The 16,176-nt window shown below is 62.4% G+C and carries 19 protein-coding genes; 9 read left to right on the top strand and 10 right to left on the bottom strand.

Going from position 1 to position 16,176, the window contains the following annotated elements; genetic code table 11:
* Positions 1-14: 14 nt before the first annotated feature.
* Both IC609_RS06885 and IC609_RS06890 read left to right on the top strand, forming a co-directional pair.
* On the top strand, positions 15-422 hold the full coding sequence (locus tag IC609_RS06885; protein WP_191818940.1) for a LexA family protein: 408 nt from the start codon (positions 15-17) through the stop codon (positions 420-422).
* 9 nt (positions 423-431) lie between these two features.
* The gene (locus IC609_RS06890) at positions 432-1,703 is read left to right on the top strand and encodes a Y-family DNA polymerase (RefSeq protein WP_191818669.1); all 1,272 of its coding nucleotides are present in this window, start codon (positions 432-434) and stop codon (positions 1,701-1,703) included.
* A gap of 173 nt (positions 1,704-1,876) precedes the next feature.
* Here the strand turns inward: IC609_RS06890 and IC609_RS06895 are convergent, their stop codons facing one another.
* Positions 1,877-2,245, bottom strand: coding sequence for a DUF2237 family protein (locus IC609_RS06895; RefSeq protein ID WP_191818670.1), 369 nt, complete (start codon positions 2,243-2,245; stop codon positions 1,877-1,879).
* Between the two features lie 171 nt (positions 2,246-2,416).
* Here IC609_RS06895 and IC609_RS06900 point away from each other — a divergent pair, with 171 nt between their 5' ends.
* A complete protein-coding gene (locus tag IC609_RS06900) occupies positions 2,417-2,704 on the top strand; it encodes a TIGR03643 family protein (RefSeq protein WP_191818671.1) in 288 nt (95 codons plus the stop codon).
* A gap of 25 nt (positions 2,705-2,729) precedes the next feature.
* Positions 2,730-2,915: a hypothetical protein gene (locus IC609_RS06905; protein ID WP_191818956.1), complete on the top strand. Its 186-nt coding sequence runs from the start codon at positions 2,730-2,732 to the stop codon at positions 2,913-2,915.
* On the opposite strand, the gene IC609_RS06910 is transcribed toward IC609_RS06905, so the two are convergent.
* From IC609_RS06910 to IC609_RS16080, 6 genes are all read right to left on the bottom strand, one after another.
* A complete protein-coding gene (locus IC609_RS06910) occupies positions 2,909-3,490 on the bottom strand; it encodes a histidine phosphatase family protein (RefSeq protein ID WP_333473650.1) in 582 nt (193 codons plus the stop codon). The genes IC609_RS06905 and IC609_RS06910 overlap by 7 nt on opposite strands.
* Positions 3,487-3,807, bottom strand: a complete 321-nt coding sequence (locus IC609_RS06915; RefSeq protein ID WP_191818672.1) for a 4a-hydroxytetrahydrobiopterin dehydratase — start codon at positions 3,805-3,807, stop codon at positions 3,487-3,489. The genes IC609_RS06910 and IC609_RS06915 overlap by 4 nt, the downstream gene beginning before the upstream one ends.
* 41 nt (positions 3,808-3,848) lie before the next feature.
* Positions 3,849-4,682, bottom strand: coding sequence for an endonuclease (locus IC609_RS06920; RefSeq protein ID WP_225224012.1), 834 nt, complete (start codon positions 4,680-4,682; stop codon positions 3,849-3,851).
* A gap of 158 nt (positions 4,683-4,840) precedes the next feature.
* The gene (locus tag IC609_RS06925; RefSeq protein WP_191818674.1) at positions 4,841-5,842 is read right to left on the bottom strand and encodes a Bug family tripartite tricarboxylate transporter substrate binding protein; all 1,002 of its coding nucleotides are present in this window, start codon (positions 5,840-5,842) and stop codon (positions 4,841-4,843) included.
* Between the two features lie 91 nt (positions 5,843-5,933).
* Complete coding sequence (locus tag IC609_RS16075; RefSeq protein ID WP_225224013.1) at positions 5,934-6,656, bottom strand: MFS transporter; 723 nt, start codon at positions 6,654-6,656, stop codon at positions 5,934-5,936.
* A gap of 12 nt (positions 6,657-6,668) precedes the next feature.
* Positions 6,669-7,130, bottom strand: a complete 462-nt coding sequence (locus IC609_RS16080) for an MFS transporter (RefSeq protein WP_225224014.1) — start codon at positions 7,128-7,130, stop codon at positions 6,669-6,671.
* A 234-nt stretch (positions 7,131-7,364) separates the two neighbouring features.
* On the opposite strand from IC609_RS16080, the gene IC609_RS06935 reads away from it, so the two are divergent.
* On the top strand, positions 7,365-10,046 hold the full coding sequence (locus IC609_RS06935) for a HAMP domain-containing sensor histidine kinase (protein ID WP_191818675.1): 2,682 nt from the start codon (positions 7,365-7,367) through the stop codon (positions 10,044-10,046).
* A 24-nt stretch (positions 10,047-10,070) separates the two neighbouring features.
* Here the strand turns inward: IC609_RS06935 and IC609_RS06940 are convergent, their stop codons facing one another.
* Positions 10,071-10,958 (bottom strand): LysR family transcriptional regulator, encoded by an 888-nt coding sequence (locus IC609_RS06940; RefSeq protein ID WP_191818676.1) that lies wholly within the window; start codon positions 10,956-10,958, stop codon positions 10,071-10,073.
* A 75-nt stretch (positions 10,959-11,033) separates the two neighbouring features.
* Here IC609_RS06940 and IC609_RS06945 point away from each other — a divergent pair, with 75 nt between their 5' ends.
* The 4 genes from IC609_RS06945 to IC609_RS06960 are packed head-to-tail and all read left to right on the top strand — an operon-like array spanning position 11,034 to position 13,525.
* Entirely contained in the window at positions 11,034-11,822 is a 789-nt protein-coding gene (locus IC609_RS06945) for a dioxygenase family protein (protein WP_191818677.1), read from the top strand.
* A gap of 28 nt (positions 11,823-11,850) precedes the next feature.
* Positions 11,851-12,372 (top strand): cytochrome b, encoded by a 522-nt coding sequence (locus IC609_RS06950; protein WP_191818678.1) that lies wholly within the window; start codon positions 11,851-11,853, stop codon positions 12,370-12,372.
* An 11-nt stretch (positions 12,373-12,383) separates the two neighbouring features.
* Positions 12,384-12,926, top strand: coding sequence for a YceI family protein (locus IC609_RS06955; RefSeq protein WP_191818679.1), 543 nt, complete (start codon positions 12,384-12,386; stop codon positions 12,924-12,926).
* A gap of 20 nt (positions 12,927-12,946) precedes the next feature.
* On the top strand, positions 12,947-13,525 hold the full coding sequence (locus IC609_RS06960) for a YceI family protein (protein WP_191818680.1): 579 nt from the start codon (positions 12,947-12,949) through the stop codon (positions 13,523-13,525).
* A 168-nt stretch (positions 13,526-13,693) separates the two neighbouring features.
* On the opposite strand, the gene IC609_RS06965 is transcribed toward IC609_RS06960, so the two are convergent.
* The gene (locus IC609_RS06965) at positions 13,694-14,134 is read right to left on the bottom strand and encodes a universal stress protein (protein WP_191818681.1); all 441 of its coding nucleotides are present in this window, start codon (positions 14,132-14,134) and stop codon (positions 13,694-13,696) included.
* A 128-nt stretch (positions 14,135-14,262) separates the two neighbouring features.
* The gene (locus tag IC609_RS06970) at positions 14,263-16,176 is read right to left on the bottom strand and encodes a PhoX family protein (RefSeq protein WP_191818682.1); all 1,914 of its coding nucleotides are present in this window, start codon (positions 16,174-16,176) and stop codon (positions 14,263-14,265) included.

Genomic DNA, 16,176 nt, shown 5'->3' on the forward strand with positions numbered 1-16,176 from the left:
CCACCCCAGTGCCCATGTTGGTACCAGACCAAAAGGTCTGGCTGGAGGTCTGCGGCTGGAAGGTGCCGGCCGGCTTTGCGTCTCCGGCAGCCGACCACACCCGCAAGCGCATTGACCTCAACGAACATCTGATCCGCAATGGCGATGCGACTTTCATCTTCAAGGTCAAGGGTGACTCCATGATCGATGCGGGCATCTATGACGGTGATGCCCTGCTGATCGACCGATCCATCGAGCCCCGGCACGGCAACATCGTGCTGGCGGTGCTCAACAACGACTTCACAGTCAAACGTCTGCACAAACGCGGTGGCGTCATCAAGCTCGTCCCAGAAAACAAGATCTACCCCACCATCACCGTCAAGGACGGGGAAGACTTCGATGTGTGGGGCGTGGTGACCTACAACCTGCACAAGCTCTATTGAGGGCAGCGCATGGGCACAGCGGTGCAGCAATTGGCGCTGGTCGATTGCAACAACTTCTATGTGAGCTGCGAGCGGGTGTTCCGGCCTGACCTCAGGCGAGTGCCCATGGTGGTGCTCTCCAACAACGACGGCTGCGTGGTGTCCCGCTCCAACGAGGCCAAGGCCCTGGGTATCCGCATGGGTCAGCCGTGGTTCGAGTGCAAAGCATTGGCCGAAGAGCACGGCATCCTGGCCATGAGCAGCAACTACGCGCTGTATGCTGACCTCTCGAACCGGGTCATGAACATCCTGAGCCAGTTTGCACCACGGCACGAGGTGTATTCGATTGACGAATGCTTTGTGGACCTGACAGGTATCCCCAAACTGCGCGAGGTGAGCTACGCCATGCGTGAACGGGTAACGAAGTGGAGCGGCATTCCCGTGTGCGTGGGCATGGGCCCGACCAAGACGCTGGCCAAGCTGGCCAACCATGTGGCCAAGAAGCACCCCCGCTCGCGTGGTGTGTTCAATTACAACGCTCTCAACGAGGACCAGAAAACCCGACTGCTGCAGCGCATACCCGTGGAGGAAGTCTGGGGAGTGGGCCGAAAGCTCACGCAAAAGCTCGCAGCGCATGGCGTGCGCACCGCACACGATTTGCGGCATGCCCATGTACCCACACTGCGGGCTGAGTTCGGCGTGGTGATGGAGAAGATCCAGCGCGAACTGCAAGAGGTTGCGTGCATCGAGTTGCAGGAAATCCAGCCCGACCGCCAGCAGATCATCTCCAGCCGGTCATTCGGGAGCATGGTGACGGAACTGACCGTGCTGCAGGATGCGCTGTCCACCTTTGTGGCCAATGCCTGCGCCAAGCTGCGTGCGCAAGACAGCCATGCAGCTGTCATTCAGGTGTTCCTGCAAACCAATAGATTCCGGAAGGACTTGCCGCAGTACATGCCCAGCTTGGCGGTGCCACTGCCGTACGCCACCAACGACAGTCTGGAGGTCAACCGCTGGGCGAGCTACCTGTGCGAGCGCATGTTCAAGTCCGAGTACCAATACAAGAAGGCCGGGATCATGCTCAGCGAGATCAGCCCTATCACGCACCGGCAAGGTGATTTGCTGGAGCCAGAGACCACGAGCAACTCCAGATTGATGCTGGCCTTGGACTCGCTCAACCAGCGCTACGGCCGCGGCACTGTGAAGGTGTCAACGCAGGGAGCGTTCAAGGACTGGCAGATGCGGCAGGAGCGAAGGTCGCCGAACTACACAACGTCATGGGATGAAGTGCCGCGTGTGTGAAAGCCAAACCAGCCGTCTCAGGCGAACAACGGTTAAACAAGACTTGAAAGACCTGATTCGATCCAACTGCAAAGTTGGATGAGCCTTGAGTGCATCCACGAACACGCCTCAAGACCAGGAGCTCAACAAAATCAACAACGTATTTGCTGGTAGCCTGCAAGCATCCAAGGCTTTCAGCCCTGCGCGTGTGCTTGCAGCTCGGCCAGGGTCACGAATTCGAGGGCTTTGATGTGTGTGGAGGCCAGCACCACGGGGGGCGCCACGCCGGCATCGAGCGCTTCTTTCCAGCGGCGGGCGCACAGGCACCAGCGGTCCCCGGGTTTGAGGCCCGCAAATCGGTATTCGGGGATCGGCGTGACCAGGTCGTTGCCCCTTTGCCGCGAAAACGCCAGAAATGCCGCCGTCACTTTGGCGCACACCACGTGGCTGCCGTGGTCGTGCGCGTCCGTGTTGCAGCAGCCATCGCGGTAATAACCGGTCAGCGGGTCGTAGGAGCAGGGCACCAGCGGCGTCCCCAGCACATTCAAAGCATCTTGGCTCATGGTTTTTGGATTCTGAAAGGGTCCCGGTGAAAAGCGTTGTGACAAACCGCACGCAGCACAGGCGGGCCAGTCATGGCACAGCTTGAGAAGTGTCTTTCAAACCGGGCACACCCGATTTTGGATGCTCGGTTAACCTTGGGCCATTGACGGATTTTGCGACCTGCCCAGCCCATGAACAAAGACCCCCTTGACCGCCTTGCACACCTGACGGCGGGCGACATCTCGGCCGTGATCCAGATGGCCTGGGAAGACCGGACCACGTTCGAGACCATCCGGGAGCGCACGGGCCTGAGCGATCCCGAGGTGGTCCGCCTCATGCGCGCCGAGTTGCGGCCCAGTTCTTTCAGAATGTGGCGTCAACGCACGCGAGGCCGGGTCACCAAGCACCGGGCACTGCGCAGCCCGGACATGAAATTCGGGGACCACGCTGTGGCCGACCACCGCCGTGCCAACGTCTGAAATTCAACGTCTTGAGGAGTGTTCGATGACCGATGACATTCGCTGCTGCGGTACGGGAACCTGCATCATCAATGCCGATGGATTTTGCTGGTGTGGCCAGCAATGGGATGGCGAAAAAATGTGCTTTCCCAAGCCGGCGCAGGCGGCCCACCCTGAGGGTCAGGCCGAGCACAACGCGCTGTCTGCAGGCGCCGATGACCCGGCTCAGTGAGGCCGTGGGATGAGCTGGTAAGAGACCATTTGGCCCTGGGCATTGACCTTGGCCAGCACCATGTCACCGGAGGCGATGTTTTCTCCGGCGAATTCAAAAATGTTGACATGGTGGGTCACCAGGATGAGCGCCTTGTGGCCCTTGGTCTTGGTTTTTTCCGCGATGAAACCCTGCAGTGCCCGCGTGCTGGCTGGGGCTTGGCGCATGTCATCAAAGAACGACGCCAGTGAAGGCTCTACCCGCCAGTCCGTGAATTTCAACAGTGCGGCCGTGTCCTTGCAGCGGCACCAGGGGCTGCTGTAGACCTCGGCCTGGCCGATCCCTTGCTTTCTGAGCCACTGGCCAATGGTGGTGGCCTGTTGGCGTCCTTCGGCGCTGAGGTTGCGTTGCGTCTTGCAGTCGGCCAGGGTGTAGTTGTCGGGATCGCCCACGCCCGGTGCGAGGGTGTGCCGCATCAGCAGCACATGGTCAGCCGACTGGAGTTTCTGGGCCAGATCGCCCGCTTGTGCCCAGACCGAGGCCAGCAGCCACATGGCGCACAGGGTCAGTTTTTGGATGTGGATGAGTGGATTCACGATTTCAGCTTGTTTGAAAATTCGCCAAGGATCAGCGCATCGATGTCTTTGGCCAAGGCCACGTCTTTGTGCGTCAAACCGCCCGCATCGTGTGTCCACAAGCGAAGGCGGATGTGGGTGTACAGCGACAAACATTCCGGGTGGTGATCATGCTGCTCGGCCAGCGCGGCCACTTGGCTCCAAAACGCCATGGCCGTGGCGAAGCTGTCAAAGGTCCATGATCGGGCGATGTGGCCGTGGTCTGCGGCCAGTGTCCAGCCGTCCAGACGGGCCACGGCGTCGTCAAGGGCCGGGCTGCTCAGTCGCGTGTCTTGCATGGGGTGCAGGGTGTGTGGGGGACTCAGTCCTGCCCATCGGGTCAGGGCACTGCTTGCAGCAATGCGGTGTTCATCATGACGGGTTTGACCAGAATCTTGTAGGTGTCGAGGTCAAAACCCTGCTGCGCGTGGGGCTCGAATGCCTGGGTGCGTGAGCACCAGGTGCCCAGGTGACGCCAGTGGTGGATGCGGTGCCGTTGCTGCCAGTCGCCGTTTTGCTCGATCAGGTCCACGGCCCCTGCAAAAGGCCAGGCATGGACCTGCATGTCTTGCAGGGCGTTCAGCAGCCGCTGGTCGTGGACCGATCTGTCCTCGCGGCCCACGCAGGCGCCAAGGCAGGTTTTGACCTGCAGGCCAAAGCAGCCGCGCTGACCGAGTTTTTCCAGTCCCAGCAAGCCCAGACACAGGCGGTGCTGATCGGCCAGCTCGCGCAGCTTGCTTTGCGCTGCGTGCACCGAGCTGAAGAGACCAAAAAGCCCGGCGGTTTGGCCGATGGTCACGTCTTTGTCCGTGACAAAGCGCAGCGTCCCGCCTGGGCCGGGCGGCAGCGCGATCGAGCAGAGTTTGCGCAGTCGCCTCAGGCGGATGTTGTAGAGCGGGCTTTGTTGTTTGATCAAGCGCGCCTCCAGCAACAGTGCCCCGATCTCGCCCGCTGTTTCGATGAAGTCAACCCGGCGCGACCGCGCCAGCATCTCGGCTTCGTCCTGGGTCCTCAGGTGCGCCAGCACGCGACTGCGGATGTCGACGCTCTTGCCGATGTACAGGGGCAAGGTGCCTTCACCTTGGAAGATGTACACCCCGGATGTGCGTGGCAAGGCCGCCAGCGCGTCGGGGTCGATCTGGTGTGGCAAGGACGTGAGTTGCGCATGGCCCATGGCTCGGATCATAGGGGCCGTGCCTGCTGTGTCACCCGCATTGGCATCCCGTTCGGCCTCCAGCTCACGGGCATCGCATGGGCACCTGTGGGCAAGACCATCGTCTCGCAAGACGTGGTGGCCGCAGCCCGCGAGGCCAATGCACGGGCGCAGGTCCCTCAAATCCCTTCGGGTTGGATCTTGGCGCGGGCAATCACCGGTTTCCAGCGCGCCTGCTCTTGCTTGATGAAGGCATCGAACTCGGCGCGTGTGTTGCCCACGGCCAGCGCCGTGTCCTGGCTGAGCTTGTCGGCCACCACCTTGCCGCGTGCGGCTTTGATGGCTTCGGCTTCGAGCCGATCAATGTGGGCTTTGGGCCAGCTGCTGGGGGCCATCAGGCCATACCACTGCGTCATCTCGAAGCCTTTGTAACCCTGCTCGGCCACAGTGGGCACGTCGGGCAACTGGGGCAGGCGCGTGCTGGTGCCTGTGGCAATGCAGCGCAGGCGGCCCGCCTTGATGAATTGCAGCAGGGCCGGAGCGCCCACGGCGGCCGCTTGCAGGCGCCCTGCCATCAGGTCGGTCAGCATCGGACCCGTGCCCCGGTAAGGGACGTGCAGCATGAAGGTGTCGGTCGCCATCTTCAGGTACTCGAACGCGAGGTGGCCTGCGCTGCCGTTGCCTGCCGAGCCATAGTTCAGCTGCCCGGGGCGCGCTTTGGCGTAGGCGACAAACTCCTTGAGGTTTTTCACCGGCAAGTCGGGGTGCACGACGTACAGGCTGGGCACTTTGGACACGAGCGTGATGGGCACGAAGTCCTTGTTCGCGTCGTAGGCCAGCTTGGGGAAGATGTAGGGGTTCACGGCCAGCGTGCCGATGTGGCCCAGGATGAGGGTGTGCTCGTCGCTCGAATGGGCGACTTCCTGCATGGCGATGTTGCCCGCAGCCCCGGGTTTGTTGTCGACGAACACGTTCTGCCCCAGGCTTTTGGCCATCTCGCCCGCCACGGCGCGCGCCACGATCTCGGAGCTGCCACCTGGTGCAAAGGGCACCACCAGACGCAGCGGTTTGCTCGGCCAGGTGCTTTGGGCCTGTGCCAGCCCGGTGCCCATGGCCAGGCCCGTGACCGCGGTGTGGGTCAGCCAATCTCGGCGGGTGAGTGCAGGGTGGGTTGTCGGCATGTCAGGGCTCCTGTGTAAGGGGAGCATTTTGCCGCATGGCGTGCCGGTTCATGGCGGCCGGCTTGTACGTCATTGGTGAGTCTTTGGTGCGTTACTGGCGCTCACGCGGTGCCCAGGCCAGAAAAAACAGCCACGACGCGAAGGAGCAGACGCCCAGAGTGCCAAATGTCCATTGGTACGCGCTGACGAGCGAGAAGCCATGGTCCTGGAGGGTGTCGATGCAGTAACCGATGGACCCTTGGATGGTGAAGACGCCAGTGAAGATGACCAGGTTGTAGGAAGACAAGGCCCTGCCCGCCAATTGCGCAGGAAATGACAGGCCGATCAACGACTGGCTCATGGACACGAAGGTGCTGCAGACGCAAAACAGGGTCAGCATGACGGGAATCCATGACGGTGTGGAGGGGCCTTGAAGCACCAGCCACGCCATGGTGAGGTGGGTGCTGGGGGTGCCCCAGGTGATCAAGCGTTCGACAGTGACACCATGGCGGTGCAGCTCGGGCGTGATCCAGCCCCAGATCCAGAAACTCAGCAGCATGGTCAGGTTGATGCTGAAGAGGCCAGCCGCCGATTCCGCAGGGGTCCAGCCACCCACCTCCACCATCCAGGGCGATGCCCACAGCGTCTGGATGGCGACCAACCCACCAAAACCAAAAAATCCCAGCGGTGCCACTCGCCAGAATTTGCGGTTTTTCCAGATGCTCAGGTAGCTCGCTTTGGTTGTCACATGCCTTTGTGTGGCTGTCCATGGCGGCAGGCAAGCGTAGATGCACACCATGACCAGCAGCAGGCTGGCCGCTATTGCCGTGAACAACTGACGCCACCCCTAGGAGGTCACCAGCCACTGAACTGGCAAGGTGGCAAACAGCATGCCGACCGAGCCGACCATCAGCATCCAGGCGTTGGCCCTCAGTTGATCGTTGGTGTCGAACCAGTTGCGGTAGCCGGTCAGTGCACCCATCAGGCAGGCGCTGACCCCTGCGCCGCACAGCACGCGGGCAAGCAGCAAGCCGGTGAAGCTGTCTGCCACGGCAAAGCCCACGCACCCGATCACCGCCAGAGCCAGCAAGATGAGCAGCACCGTGCGGGGCCCGTGCCGATCGAGCCAGGACCCGAGCGGGATTTGCATCAGGGCAAAACCGAAGAAATAACCGCTGCCCAGCAAACCCAGGTCGTGGGCGTGCAAGCCCAGCTCAGCGCTCAATGTGGGTGCCAGCGTGGCCGTGATGGCCCGGATCAGGGTGGAAAAGAAGTGCGCGAACGCCAAGGCCAAAAAAACCGACGCCATTCGGGTGGGCGTCATGGACTGCGGGGTTGTATTCACGGTCTTGGATGCGGTAATGCTCGGGTGTCCGGTGGTGAGGCCGTGTCAGGGTGTTTTCTGTTATTTGGTATTAAAGTTTCAATCTTAATTCAATTAAAACACTTTTAAACGATAATGAAGCCTGGTGTTGCAAGGGCGCCGTCTTGTCCTTTGCCGCCGTGACCCCTCAGCTTTAGCCGCGTGACGTTTCGTTGATCCATGAAGTACTTCAGCATCAGGCTTCAATTGGCCTTGAGCGCGATTGCGCTGGGCATCCTGCTTTTGCTGGCGCAGCTGGGCATTCAGTTCTATGTGCTGCGCGCCGACATCGTTCAGCGGATCGAGCGGCATGAATTCAGGCAGCTGACGGACTTTGCCGAGTACCTGGACGAAAAGCTGGAGGAGAGCATGGACATGCTCACCAGCATTGCGCCCAACATCAGTGCGCAGCCGCTGAACGACCCGCAGGCCCTGCAAACAGCCCTGCAGCGTGAGAGTGCCCTGCTCACGGTGTTTGATGACCTCTATGTGTTCGATGCCAAGGGCGTGTTGCTGGTGGACTGGCCGGTCAAGCCCGGCAGGCGGATGCTGGACATGTCGGGGCGCGATTACATCCAGGAGGTGATCAAGACCCATCGAACGGTCATTTCCAAACCCATTTGGGGCAAGGCCACACGGCAGCCCATTGTGGTGGTGGCTGCGCCGATCCTGGATGGACAGAACCGCCTGCTGGGCATCGTGGGCGGGGTGCTGAACCTCTACAAACCCAATTTGCTCGGCACCATTGCCACCAAGAAAAATGGTGCCACCGGCTACTACTACCTGGTGACCAATGACCGGGTGCGCATCGCGCACCCAGACCCGTCACTGATCCTCAAAGCGGTGCCGCCCAACAGCATCAACCTCCCGTTTGAAGCCGCGATGGAGGGATTTGAGGGCACCAAAGAAGGCCAGACCACGCGAGGTCTGCGGGCCTTGTTCACGTTCAAAAAGCTCAAGACCACCGACTGGATCGTGGGCTCGGTGATCCCCACCGAAGAAGCGTTTGCCCCGATCACTTACCTCTACCACCGCATGTTGCTGGTCACCTTGTTGTTGCTGGGCGCGGTGATTCCTTTGCTGTGGATATTTGCGGCGCGTCTGGTGCGGCCTTTGGGGCAGCTGGCGCAGGCCATGCACAACACCGCGGCGCGGATGCGCGACGGCAAGCCGGTGACGCCCATCCCTGAGCTCGGAAGCCAGGAAATCCACACGGTGGTGCAGGCCTTCAACGAATTCATGGCGGCGCGTTTGCGGGCCGAGTGTTTGCTGGCACAAGCGCGCGATGAAGCGCAGGCGGCCAATGCGTCCAAGAGCAACTTTCTGGCGAACATGAGCCATGAAATCCGCACGCCAATGAATGGCATTTTGGGCATGACCGAGTTGTGCCTGCAAACACGCACGACCGACGAGCAGCGCAGCTACCTGGAGATGGTGGAGACCTCTGCCAAGTCCTTGCTGTCGGTGATCAATGACATCCTGGACTTTTCCAAGATCGAGGCACGCAAGCTGGACCTGGACCCGCATGAGTTCTCGGTGCACAGCCTGGTGCGGCAGTCAACACGGGCGCTGTCGCTGCGGGCCGTGGAAAAGGAGCTGGAGCTGATTTGCGACATCGCCGCTGATGTGCCTGAACTGGTGGTGGGCGATGCCCTGCGCCTGCAACAGGTGCTGACGAATTTGCTGGGCAATGCGATCAAGTTCACGGCGCAAGGCGAGGTCGTGTTGTCGGTGGAACGCTTGCCATCGCCACCAACACCCGACGGCGTTTGGTTGAAGTTCCAGATCAAGGACACCGGGATCGGCATTTCCGAAGACAAGCAGGCGCTGATCTTTGACATCTTCACCCAGGCCGATTCGAGCACGGCGCGCAGATTTGGGGGGTCGGGCCTGGGCCTGGCCATCAGCCGCAGCCTGGTGGAGATGATGGGCGGCCAGATCGATGTGAAAAGTGAACTGGGACAGGGCAGCACCTTCAGTTTCACCACCCATCTGGGACACGCGAGCGCCGTGCCGGTGGTTCGGGGCGAGCTCAGTGGGCACTTGCTTGGCCAAACGGTTCTGGTGGTCGATGACAACGCCAGCAGCCGCCAGATCCTGGCGCGCAACCTGACATCGGCGGGGCTGCACGCGGTCGTTTGTGACAGCGCAGCGCAGGCGCTGCACTCACCGCAACTGCTGCATGCGCATTACGCCCTGATCGATGTGGGCTTGCCTGACATCGACGGTTACGCCTTGGTGACCGAGCTGCGCAAAACACGCACGGCAGCGCAAATGACGATCATCATGATGGGCGCACTCAGCGAGCAAACGCCTCAAGAGTTGCTGCAGTCGCATGACATCCAGGGGTTCCTGGTCAAGCCTATCGACTTGCACGAGCTGGTGGCCATCCTCAACCGCTGGTCAAGGACCCATGTGCAACTGCCGCCGACCGATGACGCGCCATCGCAGGAGCAGTGGTCTGCGTTGTCCGCCAAGGTGCTGCTGGCAGAAGACACGCCGATCAACCAGACCCTGGCGACCATCATCCTCACCCGCATGGGTTGTGAGGTCACCGTGGCCAACAACGGACGCGAAGCCGTGGAGGCGTTTGCAGGCGGGGTATTCGATCTGGTGCTGATGGACATCCAGATGCCCGAGATGGGCGGCATCGAGGCGACGCAGGCGATCCGCGACATGGAGCGGCGCCTGGCGCGCAGGCCAACGCCCATCATCGCCGTCACCGCGAACGCCCTCAAGGGCGACCGCGAGCGCTATCTGGATGCGGGCATGAACGGCTATGTGTCCAAACCGATTTCGGTGGAGGCCCTCAAGTCCGAAATCCAGCGCCTGTTGCGCGATGGCGTGGTGGCCGCGCGTTGAAGACAAGATGCATGACCTGGTTGTTCATGGCACTTGCAGCGCCTGGGCCAGGTGCTCGATCAGTGCGCTCACCCTGTGTGGGATGTAGCGGTTGCTCGGCAGCACCGCATAAATGCCCAGTGGCGCGATCTCGAAGTCCTGCAGCACGGACTTGATCCGGCCCTGTGCCAGATAGGGCGCTGCGATGAAATCCGGCTGTCGCGTGATGCCCATGCCGCGCGCCGCCGCCTCGGTCAGGGCGCTGCCGTTGTTGGCCACGATGCGCCCGCGTACCGGCACTTGCAGACCCTGTGCGCCTTCGCGGTAGGCCCATTGTGTGGTGGCGCTGTCGCTGGCGTAAATGAGGCAGTCGTGGTGCCGCAGTTCACTGGGGTGACGTGGCTCGCCGTGTTGCGCCAGGTAGCCGGGCGAAGCCAGGGTGAGCAGCTGGCACTCACCCAATTTGCGCACGATGTCGCCGGGCTGCAGTTCTGCCGTGATGCGGATCGACAGGTCCAGCCCCTCTTCGATCAGGTTGGCGCGCTGGTCAGACAGGTCCATGATCAATTCGATGAAGGGCTGGTCGCGTGCAAAGTCCAACAGTGCCGGCATCAGTTCCTGCAGCCCATAAGACAGCGGCAGACCCAGCCGGATGCGCCCCCGTGGCACGGTTTTCTCTTCGGCCAGGCTCGATTCGGCAGCGTCCACCATGTTCAGGATCACGCGGCATTTTTCGAGGTAAGCCGAGCCGGCGGCTGTCAGCGCCAGGCTGCGGGTGCTGCGGGTGATCAGCTTGGTGCCCAGGTGTTTTTCAAGCGCCGCGATCTGGCGCGTCACCACCGAACGGGCGACTTGCAGCTGGTTGGCCACGGCAATGAAGCTGCCGGCCTCGGCCACCCGCACAAAGGTTTGCATCGCATCGAGTTTGTCCATTGTTGCTGATTGTGCAACAAACTTGTTGTGATTGGATGGTTTTTCTATCTGATCTGGCGGCCTACAGTTCACGCCATGAACACCAACCGCTCCGTCCTTTTTGTGCCCCATGGCTCACCGATGTTTGCGCTGCAACCGGGCGCGGCCGGCACGGCCATGACCGATGTGGTGGGCCAGCTGCCCACGCCCCGCGCCATCGTGGTCGTCAGCCCGCACTGGGAAACCAGCGTGCCCACCGTGGGCACCGCCACCCGGCTGGAGACCCTCCACGACTTTGGCGGTTTTGACCCGCGTTTGTTCCAGATCCAGTACCCGGCCACCGGCTGCCCTGAAGCGGCCCAGCACGTCGTGGCGGCCCTGCAGGCCGCCGGTTTGCCCGTGGCCACCGACGCCACACGCGGCCTGGACCACGGTGCCTGGGTGCCGCTGCGCCAGATGTTCCCCGATGCCGATGTGCCCGTGGTGCCGCTGTCTGTGCAGCACCATGGCGGCCCGCAGCACGCCTACCGTGTGGGCCAGGCGCTGGCCCCTCTGGCCGAGCAGGGTTTCCTGATCGTGGCTTCGGGCAACGTCACGCACAACCTGCGCGACTGGCAGATCATCAGCATGACCGGCCAGCCCACGCCCGACTATGTGCAGCAGTTCGCCGACTGGGTGCACGCGCAGATGGTCGGGGGGCACACCGATGCGCTGCTGAACTACCGCCAGACCCAAAGTGCCGGCAGCCGGGCCCACCCGCGCGACGAGCATTTGCTGCCCTTGTTCACCGCATTGGGCGCAGCCGGTGCCAATGCCCGGCCGGAAGCGTTTTACCGTGGCATCTACGACCATGTGATCGCCATGGACGGGTACGCCTTCATTTGAGTGTGTGGGACTGATCCAGGGAGAAAAAATGAACACAACCTATACCCCCGTCGCCAAAGGCCTGCACTGGCTGATGGCCGTGATGATCATTGGCCTGTTTGTGCTGGGCGTTTACATGCACGAGCTGCCGCTGTCGCCTGAAAAGCTGCAGTTGTATTCGTGGCACAAATGGGCTGGCGTGACCGTGTTCCTGCTGGTCTGGCTGCGCCTGGCCTGGCGTGTGACGCACCGCCCGCCCGCCTTGCCGCCAGGCATGTCGCCCTTCATGCGCCTGGCGGCCCACGCCGGTCATGCGGCCTTGTACGGTCTGATGATCGTCATCCCGCTCAGCGGCTGGCTCATGAGCTCGGCCAAGGGCGTGCAAACGGTGTGGTTCGGCGTGCTGCCCATCCCCGACCTGATCGGGCGTGACAAGGCCCTGGGCGACCTGCTCAAGGAAATGCACGAGGCCCTCAACTGGCTGCTGATGCTGACCCTCGCGGGCCACGTGGCCGCGGCCCTGTGGCACCACTTTGTTTTGAAAGACGACACCCTGCGCCGCATGCGCTGAGGAGAAACACCATGAAACACCTCATCACCCTCCTGGCGCTCAGCGCCCTTGCACTGAGCAGCGCCCACGCTGCCTCCTACTCGGCCGTGGCCCCCGAAAAAAGCACCATCACCTTCAGCTACAAACAGATGGGTGTGGCCATGGATGGCAAGTTCAGGAAGTTCAGCGCACAAGTGGGCCTGGACACCACCAAGCTGGACAAAGCCAAGGGCAGCATCGACATCGACCTGGCCAGCATCGACACCGGCTCCAGCGAGGCGGACCAGGAAGTGGTCGGCAAGGCCTGGTTCAACGTGGCCGCGCACCCCAAGGCCAGCTTTGTGCTCAAGGGCCTCAAGGCCAGCGGTGCCAACCAGTACGAAGCCACAGGCCAGCTGACCATCAAGGGCCAGACGCGTGAATTGCATGCCCCCCTCAAGCTCACGCCGCAGGGTCAACTCACCGGCAGCTTCGTGCTCAAGCGGGCTGACTTTGGCATCGGCGAAGGCATGTGGGCCAAGTTCGATGTCGTGGCCAACGAGATCACCGTGAATTTCAACCTCAACCTCAAATGATTTTTCAACCTGGAGTCTTCATGAAATCCTTCAAGCAACTGTCCCTCGCCACCGCCCTGTTCGCCGCCCTGGCCGGCAGCGCCATCGCCGCCCCCGTGACCTACGGCGTGGACGGCAGCCACACCTTCCCGCGTTTCTCGTATTCGCACTTCGGTTACTCCACCCAGCTGAGCAGCTTCAAGAACACCACCGGCAAGGTCGTGTTTGACGCCGAAGCCAAGACCGGCAGCGTGGACATCACCATCGACATGAAAGCGGTCAACACCGGCTTTGAAGTGTTTGACGGTCACCTGCAAGGCGAGGACTTCTTCGACACCGCCAAGTTCCCCACCGCCACTTTCAAGTCCACCAAAGTGGTGTTCGAGGGTGACAAGCCCAAGACCGTGGAAGGCAACCTGACCATCAAGGGCGTGACCAAGCCCGTGACCCTGACGGTGACCGGCTTCCAGGCCATGCCGCACCCGATGATGAAGAAGCCCGCCATCGGCGCCAACGCTTTCACCACCATCAAGCGCTCCGAGTTCAACGCCGGCAAGTACGTGCCTTATGTGGGTGATGAGGTGCGCATCGACATCGCACTGGAAGCCATTGCCCAGTGATGCGAGGGGCGTGAGCACCCGGCCTGACCTTCACCGGTCAGGCTTTTTTTGCGCCAAAAAAATGCGCCCCGGGCGGGGCGCATGAAGGGAAAGTCAGGCAACTGCAAAAAGCCATGACAGCGCCAGTATACTGTATATATAAACAGTATTTTCGCATCCTTCACGGGTTCAATCGCTGCGCACCGTCAGCACGGCGGTGGGGGCCATGCGGATGATCTGTTCTGCACCACTGCCCAGCAGCACACGGCCGACCCCGCGCCGGCCATGGGTGCCCAGCACAATCAGGTCTGCATTCCAGCTGGCGGCCTCGTCGGCCACGGTTTGTCCCAGGCGCTGGCCGGGCGTGTCGATCAGGCGCGTGTCGGCCGGGACGTTGGCGGCCTGCGCAGCCAGTACCGCCGCCTGCAGGATCTCGGTGCCGTGTTTGTGGGCGGTGGCCATCAATTCGCCGGAGTACTCGTAGCTGCTGAGGTAGCCCAGTTCGTCGATGGCGTGGACGAAGCGCACCTGGCTGTGGCCATCCTTGGCCATTTGCAGGGCATAGTCCAGCGCCTTGTTGGATGTGCTGCTGCCATCCACGGGAACCAGGATTTTCTTGAACTGGGGCATGAGGGTCTCCATCGCAGGGATCGGGTTGCGCCACGGGCTGTGGTGCAGGAAGTCCCATGCTAGGCAGCCCGCAGGCCTTGGGGAATCCACCGCAAGGTCTATGCCTCACGGCCAATGTGCGCTGGCGCTCAGGTGCCGATCACGCCACCGTCGCGCTTGCGGATCACCACATTGGCCGAGCGGGGTCGCCCACCTTTTTGGTAGTCCGGCCAGCTGGAATACTGGCTGGGGTTTTTCGGGTCGCTGCGATCGGTGGGCGTTTCGCCCGGGTGTTGCACGCTGATGAACAGGTTGCGGCCATCGGGGGTGAAGGCGATGCCCGTGATCTCACAGTGGGTCGGGCCGGTCAGAAAGCGGCGGATCTCGCCCGTCTGCGGGTCGCAGGCCAGCATCTGGTTGTTGCCGATGTTCTTGAACTCGCCCTTGTACATCTGTGTGGCGTGGGCGTCGGTCTGGATCCACAGCAGCCCGTTGGGCGCAAAGCCCAGGCCGTCGGGGCAGCCAAAAATATCACCTTTCACATTGCCCTTGGCCTCGGCACGTTCGTTGGCCGGATCGCCCGCCAGCACCAGGTGGTTCCATGAGAACTGCAGCCCATCGTGGTCGCCGTCTTCGAGCCAGCGGATGATCTGGCCCATGGTGTTGTTGGCGCGGGGGTTGGCCGCGTCCACGCCCGGGTGACCGGCTTGGCCGCGCTGGCTGTTGTTGGTCAGCGTGCAATAGACCCAGCGCGAAGCGGTGTCGATGCTCAGCCACTCGGGGCGGTCCATCTTGGTGCCGCCCAGCAGGTCGCTGGCCTGGCGCGCCTTGATCAGCACCTCGCCTTGGTCGGCAAAGCCGTTGGCTGCCGTGAGCGGGCCCTGGCCGTGCACCAGGGGCAGCCAAGCGCCGCGCCCGTCGGCGTCAAAGCGCGCCACATACAGCGTGCCGTGGTCGAGCAGTTCGCGGTTGGCCTGGGCGCCACCCGGCTGCATGCGGCCCGTGCTGACGAATTTGTAGATGTACTCAAAGCGCGCGTCCTCGCCCGAATACACCACGGCGCGTTGGTCACGGGTCAGGGCCACCCAGGCGCCTTCGTGCGCGGCGCGGCCCAGCGCCGTGCGCTTGACGGGGGTGCTGGTGGGGTCCATCGGATCGACTTCGACCACCCAGCCAAAGCGGTTGGGTTCGTGGGGTGTGCGCGTGACGTCAAAGCGCGGGTCGTGTGCCCCCCAGCCGTAAAAACCTTTGTCGCGCACGCCCCAGCGCCGGTGGTGTGGGCTGATGTCTTTGCCGCCGTCAAAGTAAAACGCCCAGTTTTCTTCGCCCGACAGGTAGGTGCCCCAGGGCGTCTGGCTGCTGGCGCAGTTGTTGAGAGTGCCCAGCACGGTGCGGCCTTGCGGATCAGCCTCAGTGCGCATCAGTGGGTGCCCGGCGGCCGGGCCGGACAGGGCAAAGGGCGTGCCCAGCGTGAAGCGGCGGGCGTAACGCGAGGGGCGCACCATCTCCCACTGCTGGCCGTTGAGTCGGACTTCGTAGACCGACAGGCCGTGCGCGTTCTGCGACTTTTTCACCTTGGCCGGGGTCATGGGCAAAAAGCCGTCGGGGTGCAGCAGGCCGTCGTCGGTGTACTCGTGGTTGAGCGCGATCAGGCCGTGGGTGGACGCGCCGTTCAACGGGAAAAACGCCAACCCGTCGTGGTGCATGCCCAGCTGCACGGCCTGGTCCTCGGCGTTGTTGCTGGCGTCCATGCGGAAGGCGGGCATCTGCCCTGCGATGCCGATGGGTTCGCCCCAGGCGGCGATCACTTGCGCCACATAACCCGCAGGCACTTGCAGCGCGTCGCCCACGCCTGGCGGGATGGCCACAAAGCCCAGACGAGGTGCGGCGTTCGCGTTGCCCCCCGCACCGATACTGGCACAACCGCTCAAGGGTTGCAGCAAGCTGGCCAATGCCGACACGCCCGCCAGCTTGAGCACCGCGCGGCGCTCGGCCAGCACCTCGTGGATCGAGCGGTTGCCCGAGCGGTTGCTGTCTTCCATGGTCGAGAAATCTTTGGCCAT

It is taken from the genome of Limnohabitans radicicola, from assembly GCF_014837235.1.
GTDB classification, from domain to species: domain Bacteria; phylum Pseudomonadota; class Gammaproteobacteria; order Burkholderiales; family Burkholderiaceae_C; genus Limnohabitans_A; species Limnohabitans_A radicicola.

Bases quoted from the DNA above. Each gene is read 5' to 3' on its own strand.
- IC609_RS06885 (WP_191818940.1), top strand. From the start codon at position 15: ATGTTGGTACCAGACCAAAAGGTCTGGCTGGAGGTCTGCGGCTGGAAG.
- IC609_RS06890 (WP_191818669.1), top strand. From the start codon at position 432: ATGGGCACAGCGGTGCAGCAATTGGCGCTGGTCGATTGCAACAACTTC.
- IC609_RS06895 (WP_191818670.1), bottom strand. From the start codon at position 2,245: ATGAGCCAAGATGCTTTGAATGTGCTGGGGACGCCGCTGGTGCCCTGC.
- IC609_RS06900 (WP_191818671.1), top strand. From the start codon at position 2,417: ATGAACAAAGACCCCCTTGACCGCCTTGCACACCTGACGGCGGGCGAC.
- IC609_RS06905 (WP_191818956.1), top strand. From the start codon at position 2,730: ATGACCGATGACATTCGCTGCTGCGGTACGGGAACCTGCATCATCAAT.
- IC609_RS06915 (WP_191818672.1), bottom strand. From the start codon at position 3,807: ATGCAAGACACGCGACTGAGCAGCCCGGCCCTTGACGACGCCGTGGCC.
- IC609_RS06920 (WP_225224012.1), bottom strand. From the start codon at position 4,682: ATGGGCCATGCGCAACTCACGTCCTTGCCACACCAGATCGACCCCGAC.
- IC609_RS06925 (WP_191818674.1), bottom strand. From the start codon at position 5,842: ATGCCGACAACCCACCCTGCACTCACCCGCCGAGATTGGCTGACCCAC.
- IC609_RS16080 (WP_225224014.1), bottom strand. From the start codon at position 7,130: ATGGCGTCGGTTTTTTTGGCCTTGGCGTTCGCGCACTTCTTTTCCACC.
- IC609_RS06935 (WP_191818675.1), top strand. From the start codon at position 7,365: ATGAAGTACTTCAGCATCAGGCTTCAATTGGCCTTGAGCGCGATTGCG.
- IC609_RS06940 (WP_191818676.1), bottom strand. From the start codon at position 10,958: ATGGACAAACTCGATGCGATGCAAACCTTTGTGCGGGTGGCCGAGGCC.
- IC609_RS06945 (WP_191818677.1), top strand. From the start codon at position 11,034: ATGAACACCAACCGCTCCGTCCTTTTTGTGCCCCATGGCTCACCGATG.
- IC609_RS06950 (WP_191818678.1), top strand. From the start codon at position 11,851: ATGAACACAACCTATACCCCCGTCGCCAAAGGCCTGCACTGGCTGATG.
- IC609_RS06955 (WP_191818679.1), top strand. From the start codon at position 12,384: ATGAAACACCTCATCACCCTCCTGGCGCTCAGCGCCCTTGCACTGAGC.
- IC609_RS06960 (WP_191818680.1), top strand. From the start codon at position 12,947: ATGAAATCCTTCAAGCAACTGTCCCTCGCCACCGCCCTGTTCGCCGCC.
- IC609_RS06965 (WP_191818681.1), bottom strand. From the start codon at position 14,134: ATGCCCCAGTTCAAGAAAATCCTGGTTCCCGTGGATGGCAGCAGCACA.
- IC609_RS06970 (WP_191818682.1), bottom strand. From the start codon at position 16,176: ATGGCCAAAGATTTCTCGACCATGGAAGACAGCAACCGCTCGGGCAAC.